The 15,226-nt window shown below is 34.9% G+C and carries 13 protein-coding genes and 1 riboswitch; of the genes, 7 read left to right on the plus strand and 6 right to left on the minus strand.

Features of this window, described 5'->3' with window-relative positions; genetic code table 11:
* Nucleotides 1-7: 7 nt before the first annotated feature.
* Genes guaA through xpt form a run of 4 tightly spaced genes read right to left on the minus strand, consistent with a single transcriptional unit; the run spans nt 8 to nt 4,924 of the window.
* Nucleotides 8-1,549 carry a glutamine-hydrolyzing GMP synthase gene (gene guaA / locus JQN76_RS01530; RefSeq protein ID WP_000424963.1) on the minus strand — a complete coding sequence of 514 codons (1,542 nt, stop codon included), beginning with the start codon at nt 1,547-1,549 and terminating at the stop codon, nt 8-10.
* A gap of 24 nt (nt 1,550-1,573) precedes the next feature.
* Entirely contained in the window at nt 1,574-3,040 is a 1,467-nt protein-coding gene (guaB, locus tag JQN76_RS01535; RefSeq protein ID WP_000264071.1) for an IMP dehydrogenase, read from the minus strand.
* Between the two features lie 37 nt (nt 3,041-3,077).
* Nucleotides 3,078-4,346, minus strand: coding sequence for a xanthine permease PbuX (gene pbuX / locus JQN76_RS01540; RefSeq protein ID WP_000793026.1), 1,269 nt, complete (start codon nt 4,344-4,346; stop codon nt 3,078-3,080).
* Complete coding sequence (gene xpt / locus JQN76_RS01545) at nt 4,346-4,924, minus strand: xanthine phosphoribosyltransferase (protein ID WP_000421415.1); 579 nt, start codon at nt 4,922-4,924, stop codon at nt 4,346-4,348. The genes pbuX and xpt overlap by 1 nt, the downstream gene beginning before the upstream one ends.
* A gap of 230 nt (nt 4,925-5,154) precedes the next feature.
* Nucleotides 5,155-5,257: riboswitch (purine riboswitch) on the minus strand.
* A 179-nt stretch (nt 5,258-5,436) separates the two neighbouring features.
* Here xpt and JQN76_RS01550 point away from each other — a divergent pair.
* From JQN76_RS01550 to JQN76_RS01560, 3 genes are all read left to right on the plus strand, one after another.
* Complete coding sequence (locus JQN76_RS01550; RefSeq protein ID WP_000763768.1) at nt 5,437-5,844, plus strand: general stress protein; 408 nt, start codon at nt 5,437-5,439, stop codon at nt 5,842-5,844.
* A 142-nt stretch (nt 5,845-5,986) separates the two neighbouring features.
* On the plus strand, nt 5,987-6,649 hold the full coding sequence (locus tag JQN76_RS01555; protein WP_000394698.1) for a hypothetical protein: 663 nt from the start codon (nt 5,987-5,989) through the stop codon (nt 6,647-6,649).
* A gap of 117 nt (nt 6,650-6,766) precedes the next feature.
* Nucleotides 6,767-7,723, plus strand: coding sequence for a prolipoprotein diacylglyceryl transferase (locus JQN76_RS01560; RefSeq protein WP_000956153.1), 957 nt, complete (start codon nt 6,767-6,769; stop codon nt 7,721-7,723).
* Between the two features lie 715 nt (nt 7,724-8,438).
* Here JQN76_RS01560 and JQN76_RS01565 read toward each other — a convergent pair.
* On the minus strand, nt 8,439-8,537 hold the full coding sequence (locus JQN76_RS01565; RefSeq protein WP_001792089.1) for a hypothetical protein: 99 nt from the start codon (nt 8,535-8,537) through the stop codon (nt 8,439-8,441).
* A gap of 84 nt (nt 8,538-8,621) precedes the next feature.
* On the opposite strand from JQN76_RS01565, the gene JQN76_RS01570 reads away from it, so the two are divergent.
* Nucleotides 8,622-10,010: an L-cystine transporter gene (locus tag JQN76_RS01570; RefSeq protein WP_000991021.1), complete on the plus strand. Its 1,389-nt coding sequence runs from the start codon at nt 8,622-8,624 to the stop codon at nt 10,008-10,010.
* A gap of 79 nt (nt 10,011-10,089) precedes the next feature.
* Here the strand turns inward: JQN76_RS01570 and nfsA are convergent, their stop codons facing one another.
* On the minus strand, nt 10,090-10,845 hold the full coding sequence (gene nfsA, locus JQN76_RS01575; protein ID WP_001289311.1) for an oxygen-insensitive NADPH nitroreductase: 756 nt from the start codon (nt 10,843-10,845) through the stop codon (nt 10,090-10,092).
* A gap of 491 nt (nt 10,846-11,336) precedes the next feature.
* Between nfsA and ahpC the strand changes: the two genes are divergently transcribed.
* From ahpC to JQN76_RS01590, 3 genes are all read left to right on the plus strand, one after another.
* On the plus strand, nt 11,337-11,906 hold the full coding sequence (gene ahpC / locus JQN76_RS01580) for an alkyl hydroperoxide reductase subunit C (RefSeq protein ID WP_000052781.1): 570 nt from the start codon (nt 11,337-11,339) through the stop codon (nt 11,904-11,906).
* Between the two features lie 15 nt (nt 11,907-11,921).
* Nucleotides 11,922-13,445, plus strand: coding sequence for an alkyl hydroperoxide reductase subunit F (gene ahpF, locus JQN76_RS01585; RefSeq protein WP_000930514.1), 1,524 nt, complete (start codon nt 11,922-11,924; stop codon nt 13,443-13,445).
* A gap of 114 nt (nt 13,446-13,559) precedes the next feature.
* Entirely contained in the window at nt 13,560-15,179 is a 1,620-nt protein-coding gene (locus JQN76_RS01590; RefSeq protein ID WP_001836654.1) for a hypothetical protein, read from the plus strand.
* Nucleotides 15,180-15,226: the final 47 nt, after the last annotated feature.

Consider the following 15,226-nt stretch of genomic DNA (forward strand, 5'->3'; position numbering starts at 1 on the left):
TATATAATTATTCCCACTCGATTGTGCTTGGTGGTTTTGATGTAATGTCATAGACTACGCGGTTGACGTGATCTACTTCGTTTACGATACGACTAGAAATCTTTTGTAAGACTTCCCAATCGATGCGTGCGAAGTCACTTGTCATACCGTCGATAGATGTTACTGCACGAATACCTACTGTGTGATCATACGTACGGTAGTCTCCCATAACACCTACTGATTGAATGTTTGGTAACACTGTGAAGTATTGCCAAATTTCTCTTTCAAGACCTTCTTCTCTAATCACTTGGCGTAAAATCGCGTCTGATTCTCTAACGATTTCTAGTTTATCTTCAGTAATTTCTCCAAGTACACGAATACCAAGACCAGGTCCTGGGAATGGTTGTCTCCACACTAAATGTTCTGGAATACCTAATTCAATACCTAATTTACGTACTTCATCTTTAAACAATGTATTGATTGGTTCGATTAATTCGAATTCCATGTCTTCTGGTAATCCACCAACATTGTGATGTGATTTGATTGTTTGTGCTGTCTTGGTACCTGATTCGATAACGTCTGTATAAAGTGTTCCTTGCGCAAGGAAGTCTACACCTTTCAGTTTTGATGCTTCATCATCAAATACATATACAAATTCATTACCAATGATTTTACGTTTTTGTTCAGGATCAGAAACACCTTTTAATTTATTCATAAAGCGATCTTTCGCATTAACACGAATAATATTCATGTTGAAACCTTCACCGAATTGTTCCATAACCATGTCGCCTTCACCTTTACGAAGTAAGCCATGGTCTACAAAGATACATGTTAGTTGATCACCTATTGCTTTATGCAATAGTACAGCTACAACAGATGAATCTACGCCGCCACTCATCGCACATAATACACGACGGTCTCCTACGCGTTGACGAATCTTTTCAATTTCGATTTCGATAAAGTTTTCCATTGTCCATTGACCTTTACAATCACAAACACGACGGACAAAATTATTTAATAAATCATTACCATATTCTGTATGACGTACTTCTGGATGGAATTGAACACCATAAATGCGACGTTTCTTATCTTCGATTGCTGCATAGTCTGTACTTGGGCTATCAGCGATAACTTCAAAGCCTTCTGGAATTTCAATAACTTTATCAGAATGACTCATCCAAACAGTTTGTTCTGCTGGTAAGCCAGCGAATAACTCATCTGACTTCGCATTAATGATTGCTTTACCGTATTCACGTTCATTGGCACGTTCAACTTTACCACCTAATAATTTAGTAGTTAATTGCATGCCGTAACAAATACCAAGTACTGGAATTCCTAAATTATATATTTCCGGATCAATTGTAAATGAACCTTCTTCATAAACTGAATTTGGACCACCTGATAAGATAATACCTTTTGGATTCATTTTCTTAATTTCTTCAATTGAAATTTCATGATCGTGTAATTCACTATAAACGCCCATTTCACGAATTCGGCGTGTAATTAATTGGTTGTATTGGCTACCAAAGTCTAAGACAAGGATTAACTCTTGTTCTTTTGCCATTTCCATATTTGTCGTTCTCCTTTATCTTAATTAGAATGAGTAGTTCGGTGATTCTTTCGTAATTTGAATATTATGTGGGTGACTTTCTGCTAAACCAGCAGGGCCCATACGTGTGAATTGTGCTTCTTCGCGTAATTCTCTTAAATCGTGTGAACCAGTATAACCCATACCAGCACGCACACCGCCCATTAATTGGTAAATTGTATCTTGTAACGCACCTTTATATGCCGTACGTCCTTCGATACCTTCAGGAACAAATTTCTTAGGCGCTTTGTCCTCTTGGAAGTAACGGTCGTTTGAACCTTTTTCCATCGCACCTAAAGAGCCCATACCACGGTATACTTTATATTGTCTACCTTGGAAAATTTCTGTTGCGCCTGGACTTTCTTCAGTACCTGCTAATAAGCTACCTAACATAACCGCATGTCCACCAGCAGCTAATGCTTTAATGATATCTCCTGAGAATTTAATACCACCATCAGCAATGATAGCTTTACCATGTTTGCGTGCTTCAGTTGCACAATCATAAATTGCTGTAATTTGTGGTACACCAACACCTGCTACAACACGTGTCGTACAAATTGAACCTGGGCCAATACCAACTTTAACAATATCTGCTCCCGCTTCAAATAAATCTTTTGTTGCTTCTGCAGTTGCTACGTTACCTGCTACTAATGTGATTTCTGGGTAAGTCTTCTTAATATGTTTCACTTGATCGATAACGCCTTTAGAGTGACCATGTGCTGTATCGATAACTAAGACATCCACACCTGCTTCGACTAATTTTTGAGCACGAATATCAGTGTCTTTTGAAATACCAATTGCTGCTGCTACAAGTAGACGACCGTGTTCATCTTTAGCTGCATTAGGGAATTCGATAACTTTTTCAATATCTTTAATAGTAATAAGACCTTCTAGACGTCCGTCTTTAACTAATGGTAACTTTTCAATCTTATGTTTTTGGAGAATTTTTTCTGCTTCTTCAAGTGTTGTATTCACTGGAGCTGTAATTAAATTTTCTTGCGTCATTACATCTACAATTTTAATTGAGAAGTCTTCAATAAAACGTAAGTCACGGTTTGTTAAAATACCTACTAAGTTGCGATCTTCTTTATTATCAACAATTGGTACACCTGAAATACGGTATTTACCCATTAATGCTTCCGCTTCATAAACACTTTCTTCTGGTGTTAAGAAAAATGGATTTGAAATGACACCATTTTCTGAGCGTTTTACTTTTTGAACTTCGTCCGCTTGTTCTTCAACGCCCATATTTTTATGAATAACACCTAAACCACCTTGACGAGCCATAGCAATCGCCATTTTAGATTCAGTTACAGTATCCATACCAGCAGAAATAACTGGAATATTTAATTTAACTTTGTCTGATAATTGTACGCTTAAATCAACGTCTTTCGGTAAAATATCAGATTGTGCTGGAATTAATAACACATCATCAAACGTTAATGATTCTTTTGCAAATTTACTTTCCCACATTAAAAACAGCCTCCATTTTTCAAATTAATTAGTTATATTATTTCACATTTTCTTCCGTTTGTTTATACTTTATTCCATTAAAAAAGAAATTAAGAATAATTGCAGAGATTGCGCCTAAAACAATTCCGTTTTGAGTCAACCATGCAAATTGTTCACCTAAACCTTTAAATGCTTGTGGTACAGCGCTTATACCAGTACCTACTCCTACTGATACAGCGATAATTAATAAATTGTTTTGATTTTTAAAATCGATATGTCCTAATATACTAACACCATATGCCATTACCATGCCAAACATAGCTATCATCGCACCGCCTAACACAGGTAGCGGTATGATATTTGCTAATGCGCCAAGCTTAGGTATACAACCACATATAAGTAATAACACGACCATGCCGTATATAACATTATTTTTCTTAGCGCCGGATAAAGAAACAAGTCCTACATTTTGCGAATAGGCTGTATACGGAAATGAATTGAATATAGAACCTAACACTATCGCTAGACCTTCCGCAGTATAACCTTTACGAAAATCTTTTCTTTCTAACTTCTTACCGGTAATTTCACTTAACGCATGATAGACACCTGTCGACTCAATTAAACTAACGATAGCTACAATAAAGAACACTAACGTCGATGTCACATCAAAGCTAAATCCAGAGAATCTAAACGGCACTGGGATGCCTAACCAACCGGCATGATTGACTTGATTAATATCGACCATCCCAAGTAAGCCAGCACCTATCGTTCCTAAAACGAGTCCAATTAATATGGCAATACTCTTAATAAATCCAGTTGTGAATCTTTGTAAAACAAGAATAATGATTAATGTCATTAAACCTAACAAAATGTTCTTAACATCTCCATAGTCCTTTGCACCTTGACCTCCAGCTAAGTAATTCATTGCTACTGGCATTAAATTGATACCAATGATAGTAACAACACTACCCGTTACTACTGGTGGGAAGAATTTTACAAGATGTGAAAAGAAAGGCGCGATGATAATAACTAATATCCCTGATAAAAATAGCGAACCATAAAGTACATCTATTCCTTTCGTTTGACCAATTAAAATCATGGGCGCAACAGCCGTGAATGTACATCCAAGAACGATTGGTAATCCTGTTCCTGTTACTTTATTGGCTTGTAAAAATGTGGCAACCCCACACATAAATATATCTACTGTAACTAAGTAAGCGATTTGTTCAGGTGTAAACTTCAAACTTGTACCAACAATGATTGGAACTAAGATGGCACCTGCGTACATAGCTAAAAGATGTTGAACACTTAGGATTAAATTTTTCATTATTCTTCTCCCACCAATGTCACTTTGTTTCCTTCTAGTGAAGCAACCTTGCAGAGAGAAGAAACTGTTAAACCTGCTTCTTCTAAACGTTGATGCCCATTTTGGAAACTCTTTTCAACAACAATACCAATACCAGCTGTCTTAGCATTCGCTTGCTGTGCGATATCGTATAATCCTAATGAAGCATCACCATTTGCTAAAAAGTCATCGATGATAAGTACAGTATCTTCTTCTGATAAAAATTCTTTTGAAACAATGACCGTACTTGTTTTATTTTTAGTAAATGAATGAATAGATGTTTCATAATAACCATCCGTCAAAGTGCTAGGTTTTGCTTTTTTCGCAAATAAACATGGCACATCAAAATGCAGTGCAGCCATGATTGCAGGTGCGATACCGGAAGCTTCAATGGTTAAGATTTTAGTAATCCCTTTATCTTTAAATTGCTCGTAAAAAGTGCGACCAACTTCATTCATTAACTTTGCATCAATTTGATGATTTAAAAATCCATCGACTTTTAAAATATTCTCATCAATTACAACGCCGTCTTCCTTTACTTTTTGTCCTAGTAACTCCACTCTTAAAACCTCCTCAGATTTGTGTGAAACATTTTGCTCTTAAATTGGTGCTAGATACAAAAAAATCCCCAAACTAAATAATAGTTTCAGGGTTTATGAGTGAACGAACATGCATAACGAATTTGTCATGCAATCAATGTAAAAGAAGTTTCATCAAATAAACTGTGACCATCATGTAAAATGATATAAATCACCCACCATGGTTACAATTTAATGGCTGAAGCTACTCCTAGTATTGTGTTGTTACTCATAGTCATGTCGTTCAAGGCAACATGGTAGAAACTTCTAAAGCCATATTCTTTAGATTATATGAGTTTATGTAAATTATTTAACGATAATAGCAAATTTTCGGCATTTTTTCAATAACTGCTTAGGTAATCTTTTAATAGTTTTATAAATGTACAGAGACGTTTAATGCGAATGAAGACTTATAACTTAATAATGTAAGGGTTTTACTTTATAATAAGAAGGGTAAAAGATTAAATAAACAAATTTTTAAAGGGGCGACAACTATGGCAGATATTACTGTAGTAAATGACACTGGCGAATTATACAACGTAATCAATCAAAAGAAATCTGAAGGTTATTTAGAATCAGAGCTAACAATTATTAGTAAAAGTAAATTACACCTAAATGACTTACACGACTCTGAAATCTCCCTTATCTCAACAAGTGGAACATTTAGTGATAGAATGACTAAACTGTTAACAGGAGAAGATGGTGAACATGCAGTTTTATCACGCTACAACTTAGCGCCTGATGAATTAGAAAAATATAAACAACTTATTTTAGACGATAAAATGTTAGTTGTAGCGGTTCGTGACAAATCATCACATCAAGAAGTGCATGAAAATAATTCAGCTTATGAAGAGATTGATATTACACATTTTGCTGAAGCATCTAAAGGTCCCAAAGCTTAGTTATCACACTGAATTCAAAATGAGATTACTGTACTGTCTAATTTAAGATAGTACAGTTTTTTATACCATTTAAAAGTTTATGAACAGTCTTTTACAGCAGGCAATTATGCTATAATATTATTTAAATTGGGGAGGTGTTCTAATGGAATTTAAAACCATTCAATCTGTCAAAGATCCACATTACAACGAAGCACTTAAACTTTACGATACTAAGTTAAATTTATCTTTAACTGAAGATAAACGTATCATCAAACGCTCATTAGAAAACAACAAAACCGAAAACGATTATGTCTTTATCGTAGGCTTAGAAAACGATGTTGTTGTCAGTCTAGCAACTGCACATTATGAAGCCACAACCAATTCAGCATTTTTAATTTATTTATTCGCAAAAGACCTACCCAACCATGATGAGTTAATGACGCAAACATTACATCAAATTGAACATGAACTAAACTTATTATCAAACCTTGTTCATTCTAGAAGTATTAACTTTTTAATGATGGAAGTCCCTAAAGAACCTGCAGATTTAACACAAGATAATGGACTCATTATTGAACACCGTAGACAGTTTTTATACGAACATCAATTTGAAAGACAAACTGAAATTGATTACATTCATCCAACTAATGATGGTCACACTAAAAAAGTCGACCTATTTTTAAAGAAAAATATTAAACTGACAAAGGATATCTACGGTACAAGTGTTAAATCAAATTATATTTTGAAGTATGTATTTGCAAATGGTATCGCACGTGAAATTATTTATGCTTTATTAGAAGAAATGGATTTACGTAAACCATTTTAAACAAACTTGAAATCACTAACAATAACGTTTAAACTATGTATGAAGCAAGACTGACGTTTCACTGCCCGTAGACAAACGTCAGTATACATAAAGCATATGCAGAAAGGACTTTAAAGTATGTTAACTAAAGAATTTGCACAACGCGTAGAACTAAGTGAGAAGCAAGTTCGTAAAATTGTTCAACATTTAGAAGAACGTGGTTACCAACTAAGCAAGACTGAATATCGTGGTCGTGAAGCAACTGATTTCAAAGAAGAAGATATCGAGCTTTTCAAAGACATTGCCGACAAAGTAAAACAAACAAATAGTTATGATCTAGCGTTTGATGAATTAGAAAAAGAAAAAGACTTCCTGCAAGTCATTGTCAAAAACGATGACAAAAACTTACCTACTAATCAAAATGTCGCTCAATTAGTAGAAGATTTACGCCTAGAAATCCAGAAAATGCGCGAAGAACGTCACCTACTTGGTCAAATGATGAATCAAGTACATCAGCAACAACAAGAATTAAAAGAACTTCAAAATCAACTTACAACTAAAATCGATTCAAATAGTGAATCCTTAAAAGCCATCCAAACATCACAAGAGGCTATCCAAGAAGCACAAGCATCTCAAGCTAAAGTATTGGCTGAATCAACAAATAAAGTTGAAAATAATGCTGTTACTGAAGATAAAGCTGACAGCAAAGATTCAAAGGTTGCTGGAGTGAATACATCAACAGACGCCAAGACGGATACTAAAGCAGAAAATGCGGGCGATGGCACTGCTACTAAAGTAGATAAAGAGGATCAAATTTCTGCAACTGAAGCAATTGAAAAAGCAAGCGTTGAGCAGTCTAAAAATGACAAAGCAGCTGAGACTTCAAATAAAGAAGCTACAGTAGATGCAGAAGCGCAACATGATGCTGAACAACAAGTAGCAGAAGCCCATGTAGAAGCTTCTAAACAAGCTACTTCGAACGATTCATCGGAAGCGAAAGCAGAAAATGACAGCACAGCTTCACAGTCAGAAATGTCAGAACCAAAACCTCAAGAAGAGAAAAAAGGTTTCTTCGCACGTTTATTCAACCTGTAAACTTGTGATTTGAACACAAATTTAATACTCAATTCATAAAACCTGAAACAAGCTGATATACTCCATTCAATATCTACTTTGAAGAGAGCATATCAAACTAATTTGTTTCAGGTTTTTCAATTATTCATTATGATTAATATTGAATTTTGAATAAATTTTTATAGTATGTTACTTTTAAATGGGATGGCTCCTGTGTATTCCTAAATAGATTCATCTTAATAAGCCCATTCAATTTAAATGTTTGGCTGTGTTAGTAAATGACGAATCACACAAGGGCACACTCATATTCACATTTACTACAAACGCCTTTTTTCTCAAACAAAAATATTTGTTTACGGTAGCTTTTGAACTACCACCTGCACACACGAACCCTCAAAAGATGCTAATTTTGATTCGACAGAATTTTTTACAACGTGTTTGTTCGAAGCGTCTTTTCAAGGTTGATCATTTATTATCTTTTTATTCAATAAATATGAGGTTAGCAATTTTTATCAAACCGTCATAGCCACATCTCGATTCAAGGATGCATTTGTTTTCTCATATCTTATCTCTTATGACAGTGCACGATATATATCTTTTCCAAATATTCATCACTTTTTTCCTGTTAAAATCATTTCTATTATTAACGCTGTAATGACAACTTATTTAATTTATTGCATTTAATGCCCTGCTTCATTTTCAAATATCAACTTTAATCGACTAGGTCATAACACTATTAACCCTTTTCACCTTTCTCTACTAAATTCAAAACGATTTGTTTACAAATTCCCTTATGCCAACGGTCGAATTTCATCATGTTTACATTTAATTGCAAATGCCCTCTTGAAATATTTTAAAATTAATATTATTCTTAGCATACTAGTCGGAATTATATTCAAAAATTTGAGGAGTGACGTTCATGAATGCTTTTCTTACACTGATTAATATTATCGTATTGGTGATTTTCATCGTAATATTGCACATGATGGCTCGCAAACATATATCTTTTGCGAAACGTGTGTTTACAGCTTTAGGTATCGGCATTGTATTTGGCGTGTTATTACATCTTGTCTATGGAACACATTCGAATGTTATTACATCAACAAGTGACTGGTTCAACATTGTCGGACAAGGTTACGTTGCATTGTTGCAAATGATTGTGATGCCTTTAATTTTCATTTCTATTGTCGCTGCATTCACTAAAATTCAAATCGGAGAAAAGTTTGCTAAAATTGGTAGTCTCATTTTTATCTTTTTAATTGGCACTGTCACCATTGCTGCAATTGTTGGTGTTGTGTATGCCTTGGTGTTTGGTTTAGATGCATCAACAATTAATCTTGGTAACGCTGAACAAGCACGTGGAAGCGAAATTGCTAAACAAGCGAAAGATTTAACAGCACATACGTTACCACAACAAATTTTGGAATTATTGCCTAAAAATCCATTCTTAGATTTCACTGGACAACGTGCAACTTCCACGATTGCTGTCGTGATATTTGCTTCGTTTATAGGATTTGCTTATTTACGCGTAGCACGCAAACAACCTGATCATGGTGAATTGCTTAAGAGTGCGATTGACGCTATCTATTCACTAGTAATGGCGATTGTGACGTTCGTCTTACGTTTAACGCCATACGGTGTATTAGCAATTATGGCCAACACGTTATCGACAAGTGACTTTGGTGCCATTTGGACTTTAGGAAAATTCTTAATCGCATCGTACGCTGCATTAATTACGATGTATATCATTCACTTAGTTATTTTAAGTCTGTTAGGTATTAGCCCAATTCGCTATGTTAAAAAGACTTTGGAAGTATTAATCTTTGCATTCACATCACGCTCAAGCGCGGGTGCCTTACCGCTAAATGTACAAACACAAACAAGACGTCTAGGCGTGCCGGAGGGTATTGCCAATTTCGCTGCAACATTTGGATTGTCGATTGGACAAAATGGTTGTGCAGGTATTTACCCTGCAATGCTTGCAATTATGGTCGCACCCGTCGCTAATGTAGAAATTGATTTACAATTTATTGTAACGTTAATCGCTGTCGTGATTATTAGTTCATTCGGCGTTGCTGGCGTCGGTGGCGGGGCTACATTTGCATCCATATTGGTGTTGTCAACGTTAAACTTGCCAGTCGCTTTAGCCGGCGTGCTCATCTCCGTTGAACCATTGATTGACATGGGTAGAACAGCATTAAACGTGAACGATTCAATGCTAGCTGGTACAGGTACCGCCAAGTTAACTAAACATTGGGACAAAGATACTTTCGAATCAAATGATAATGCTGCATTAACTTCACACTAATTCATTGCAAGAAATACCCGCCCCCTCTAGCTATACTTATCATTTTAAGCTAGAGGGAGCGGGTTATTTTGGTATCTTGCTATCGCTGTATTAAGCCTGATTTTTGCAATTGTTCTAACATATCTAATCTTGCTTTGTTTCCTAGGAACATCTCAATTTGCTGTGACCATGTTTCTTTGCGATTCCCGTTTGTACGTTGATCATAGTACTCGCTGATTGTCTGGTCGTAATCTGCCATTTGTGCATACTGTGTTTCCTTATCAGCATGATACTTATTATGATGGAAGACATGGTCAAATGGTAAGCGTGGCTTGGCTGCACCATTTTCATCATCTGCGGGTTCCCCTACTGCCATACCAAATACCGGGAAGACATAGTCAGGTAAGTCTAAAATTTCTCGAACTCGTTCAACATCATTTCTTAATGATCCTAAAAAGACAATGCCATACCCCATATCTTCAGCAGTTACCGCAATATTTTCGGCAACTAATGCTGCATCGATTGCACCTACTAGCAAACCTTCCGTTGAACCATATGCATTTTCCATATCAGTTTCAGCATGTTGATCAACTAAATGATGACGATAATAATCAATAACAAAGACGAATAAATAGCCATTTTCTACAACATAAGGTTGTCCAGAAACTTCTCGTAAATTTTCTTTAATCTTCTCATCGTCGATACCAATAATTGAGTATGCTTGCAGGAAACTTGACGTCGAAGCGCTTTGTCCAGCTTCTACCAATTTCTTAACAACGTCTTCACTTAAAGGTTTATTCTTAAATTTTCTAACAGAATGATGCTTTTTCACAAGATTATATACATGTTCTGACACGTTACCCACTCCTCGATACTTTACAATTAATTTAAAATCTTCATATTGCAATTGTACACGTCCAAACTTTTTTATAGCAATTATTTGCTTATAAGTTAATAATTGAACTTTTAAAAATATTGTCTCATACTTTAAAAATCCAGTTTCTCACTCATTACCTTCATCCATCTCGAACAAATATTCTCACACCATTATCAATAAGGTTGACTTAGTTGAGAATACAAATCTTCTTTTTTTACATTTTTTACATTAAAATCAAGATATTAAATATAGACACAACCTTTTAAATCATCAACTACAAAATCCATTATCAAAGCACTTTATATTATCTTTCTTTATTTTAAAAGTAATCATTCACTTTACAAAGTTATCCAGTTGACTATTCTGGATCAAAATGTAATAATGCTAACTAAGAGATTAGAATTATTATAATTAAGCACAATCAATTGATAGTTCTAATTCATACTTAAATTCTTAGGAGGAAGATATTTATGTCATTAATTAACAAAGAAATCTTACCATTTACAGCGCAAGCTTTCGATCCAAAAAAAGATCAATTTAAAGAAGTTACACAAGAAGATTTAAAAGGTTCTTGGAGCGTAGTATGCTTCTATCCTGCTGACTTCTCATTCGTTTGTCCAACTGAATTAGAAGACTTACAAAACCAATATGAAGAATTACAAAAATTAGGCGTAAATGTATTCTCAGTATCAACTGATACTCACTTCGTACACAAAGCATGGCATGACCATTCAGATGCAATTAGCAAAATCACTTACACTATGATTGGTGACCCATCACAAACAATCACTCGTAATTTTGATGTATTAGATGAAGCTACTGGTTTAGCTCAACGTGGTACATTCATTATCGACCCAGACGGTGTTGTACAAGCATCTGAAATTAACGCTGACGGAATTGGCCGTGACGCTAGTACATTAGCTCACAAAATCAAAGCAGCTCAATATGTTCGTAAAAACCCTGGCGAAGTATGCCCAGCTAAATGGGAAGAAGGCGCTAAAACATTGCAACCTGGTTTAGATTTAGTAGGTAAAATCTAAGGAGGCATTACAACCATGCTTAATGCTGATTTAAAACAACAACTTAAACAATTATTAGAACTAATGGAGGGCAACGTTGAATTCGTTGCCAGCCTTGGTTCAGATGAAAAATCTAAGGAACTCAAAGAATTATTAACAGAAATTTCTGATATGTCACCTAGACTTTCACTTTCTGAAAAGTCTTTAAAGCGTACACCAAGTTTCTCAGTCAATCGTCCTGGCGAAGAAACAGGTGTAACATTTGCAGGTATTCCATTAGGTCACGAGTTTAACTCACTTGTTTTAGCAATTTTACAGGTTAGTGGTCGTGCACCTAAAGAAAAACAGTCAATCATTGACCAAATTAAAAACTTAGAAGGTTCATTCCATTTTGAAACATTCATTAGTTTAACGTGTCAAAAATGTCCTGATGTCGTTCAAGCACTTAACTTAATGAGTGTGATCAACCCTAACATCACGCATTCTATGATTGATGGTGCAGTGTTCCGTGAAGAATCTGAAAACATCATGGCAGTCCCTGCTGTCTTTTTAAATGGCGAAGAATTTGGCAATGGTCGTATGACAATCCAAGATATTCTTTCGAAACTAGGCAGTACGGCAGATGCATCTGAGTTTGAAAATAAAGAACCTTATGATGTCTTAATCGTTGGTGGTGGTCCTGCTAGTGGTAGTGCAGCGATTTACACAGCACGTAAAGGTTTACGTACTGGTATAGTTGCTGATCGTATCGGTGGCCAAGTTAATGATACTGCTGGTATTGAGAACTTCATTACTGTTAAAGAAACAACTGGTTCTGAATTTTCTTCTAACTTAGCAGCGCACATTGATCAATATGACATTGATGCAATGACAGGTATACGTGCTACAGATATCGAAAAGACTGACGAAGCAATTAAAGTTACGTTAGAAAACGGTGCTGTCTTAGAAAGTAAAACAGTCATTATTGCTACTGGTGCAGGTTGGCGTAAGCTAAACATTCCAGGTGAAGAGCAATTGATTAATAAAGGTGTTGCATTCTGCCCTCACTGTGACGGACCTCTATTCGAAAATAAAGACGTAGCAGTTATCGGTGGCGGTAACTCTGGGGTTGAAGCAGCAATTGACCTTGCTGGTATCGTTAATCATGTTACATTATTCGAATTCGCTAGCGAATTAAAAGCAGACAACGTGTTACAAGATCGTTTACGTTCTTTATCAAATGTTGATATCAAAACAAATGCCAAAACTACTGAAGTTGTCGGAGAAGACCATGTTACAGGTATACGTTACGAAGACATGAGCACCGGCGAAGAACATCTACTTAACTTAGATGGTATCTTTGTTCAAATTGGTTTACTTCCAAACACATCATGGTTAAAAGATGCTGTTGAATTAAACGAACGTGGTGAAATTGTGATTGATCGTAACAATAATACGAATGTTCCTGGAATATTTGCTGCTGGCGATGTCACAGATCAGAAGAACAAACAAATTATCATTTCAATGGGCGCTGGTGCAAATGCAGCATTAAATGCCTTTGACTATATTATCAGAAACTAAAGTTTCATTCATTTCACTGACAGTATCTTACATTTGTTAAGATGCTGTTATTTTTTTATCCCGACATAAAATCATGTTATGATAAACTTAATATATACAACGAGGTGTGCAAAAATGCTTGATGTTCATTTTATATACCCAAGAAAATTACAAAACGCATGCGAATATTTTAATTTACCGACCCAAAAAGAAGGATTTGAAGTCACGATGCATGCTTTACGCCCTGAAAATATACATAAAATTTATCATGATATGGATAATTCAGAACAAAGATTTATAGAAACATTAATATCTAAGGGTAACCCTGTCACAATCGTAAATAGCCGTGATGTTAATATTTTAAAGCTAACAAATCACCTAGGTTTTGTTTATCAACTTAACGAAGATGAGTTCTTTGTAAATAATTTCTTTTTAAGATATATCAATTCAGAGGTACTAGATAATGCATATGGTGAATTCGAATCGTTAGATACAATAAACCATATGAATTTAAATGAAGAAGTGTTACGTGTAAGACAACATACGCGCTTAAACGATGTCACATTAGAACATGCTTTACTGTTAAAAACTAATGACGAGCTAAAAACAATATGCAGGCAGTATGGTATCAAAGGATTCTCAAATAAAAACAAACAAAATCTTGTTGAATTAATTATGACAGCATTTTTCAATAATAATCACATCATTGAACAAGTGTTTTCTAATACTACTCTATTTGAGTTTGACATTCTTTCTAGCATACTTGAAAGTGATGCTAACTACCGATTAAACAATGAACTAACTAAATTTGAAAAGCTACAATTAATAAATTTTGACAACTTTTTAACTAGTCATTTTTATTATTATTACGACTTTGAATATGATTGTCTTATTTTGCCAAATGATGTGCGTAAACATATTGAAAATTTCGTGAATCAAGTCGGCAATGGTGATTTTGAGAAAGCTGTAAATCAGTTTGTTGATGAGCAAACAATTGAGAAAAGTTTAGCAGAGTTTGAAAACGCGTTAGAGTTATCATTTATGGACGACGAAGTTGACTTAGATATGTTACTTAAAGATGATGACTTTGAAGATTTTGGTACAACCGATAGCTTAAGAAGTGATGCAATCACTCAATTGATTTCTGAGATTAAGAAAGGATTAATAGATAAAAAAGATATTTTACCTCTTCGTATTATACTTGGTTCTGTAAACTTGTATGGTATTTTATCAACTAATCATCTACTATATCTCACACAAAGATTTTATGACGCTACTTTTAGTAAAGAAGAGTTGCAATATAGCTTAGATACTTTAGCTGGTACTGAGCTATATTATATTGAAGATGACTTCGTGTTTCACCCTGTGTTATTTGATGTTGTCGAGTCTGAGGCGTCTGGCATTGATATTTCTGATGATGGATATTATGTACCAGCTTCGGTTGAAGAATTAATCTATTATGATAGACATCACTATTTGAAATCTGATCAAGCAATTAAAGAGTTTACCAGTTATCTACGCAAACAAATCAATATGAAAAATGATATTGAGAAGGAAAAGTATGTGAACGAAATCATTATGCTTTTACGTACGATACCTACATCTAAATTGATACAACCAATTATGCAGTTATTTATAGATAATGCTATCCTTAACAATGTTCAAAACGACGCATTATTGATAGAAAAAGTAACTCATGCACGTAATCATTTGCGTCTATGGTCATTGCAAGGTCATCGTGACATTCCAAACTAATTCAATGTTACTCTATTAAACATGAATACATATTTTTTCAATTAAAG

The organism is Staphylococcus sp. SM3655, from assembly GCF_016917315.1.
In the GTDB taxonomy this organism is placed as follows: Bacteria; Bacillota; Bacilli; order Staphylococcales; family Staphylococcaceae; genus Staphylococcus; species Staphylococcus aureus.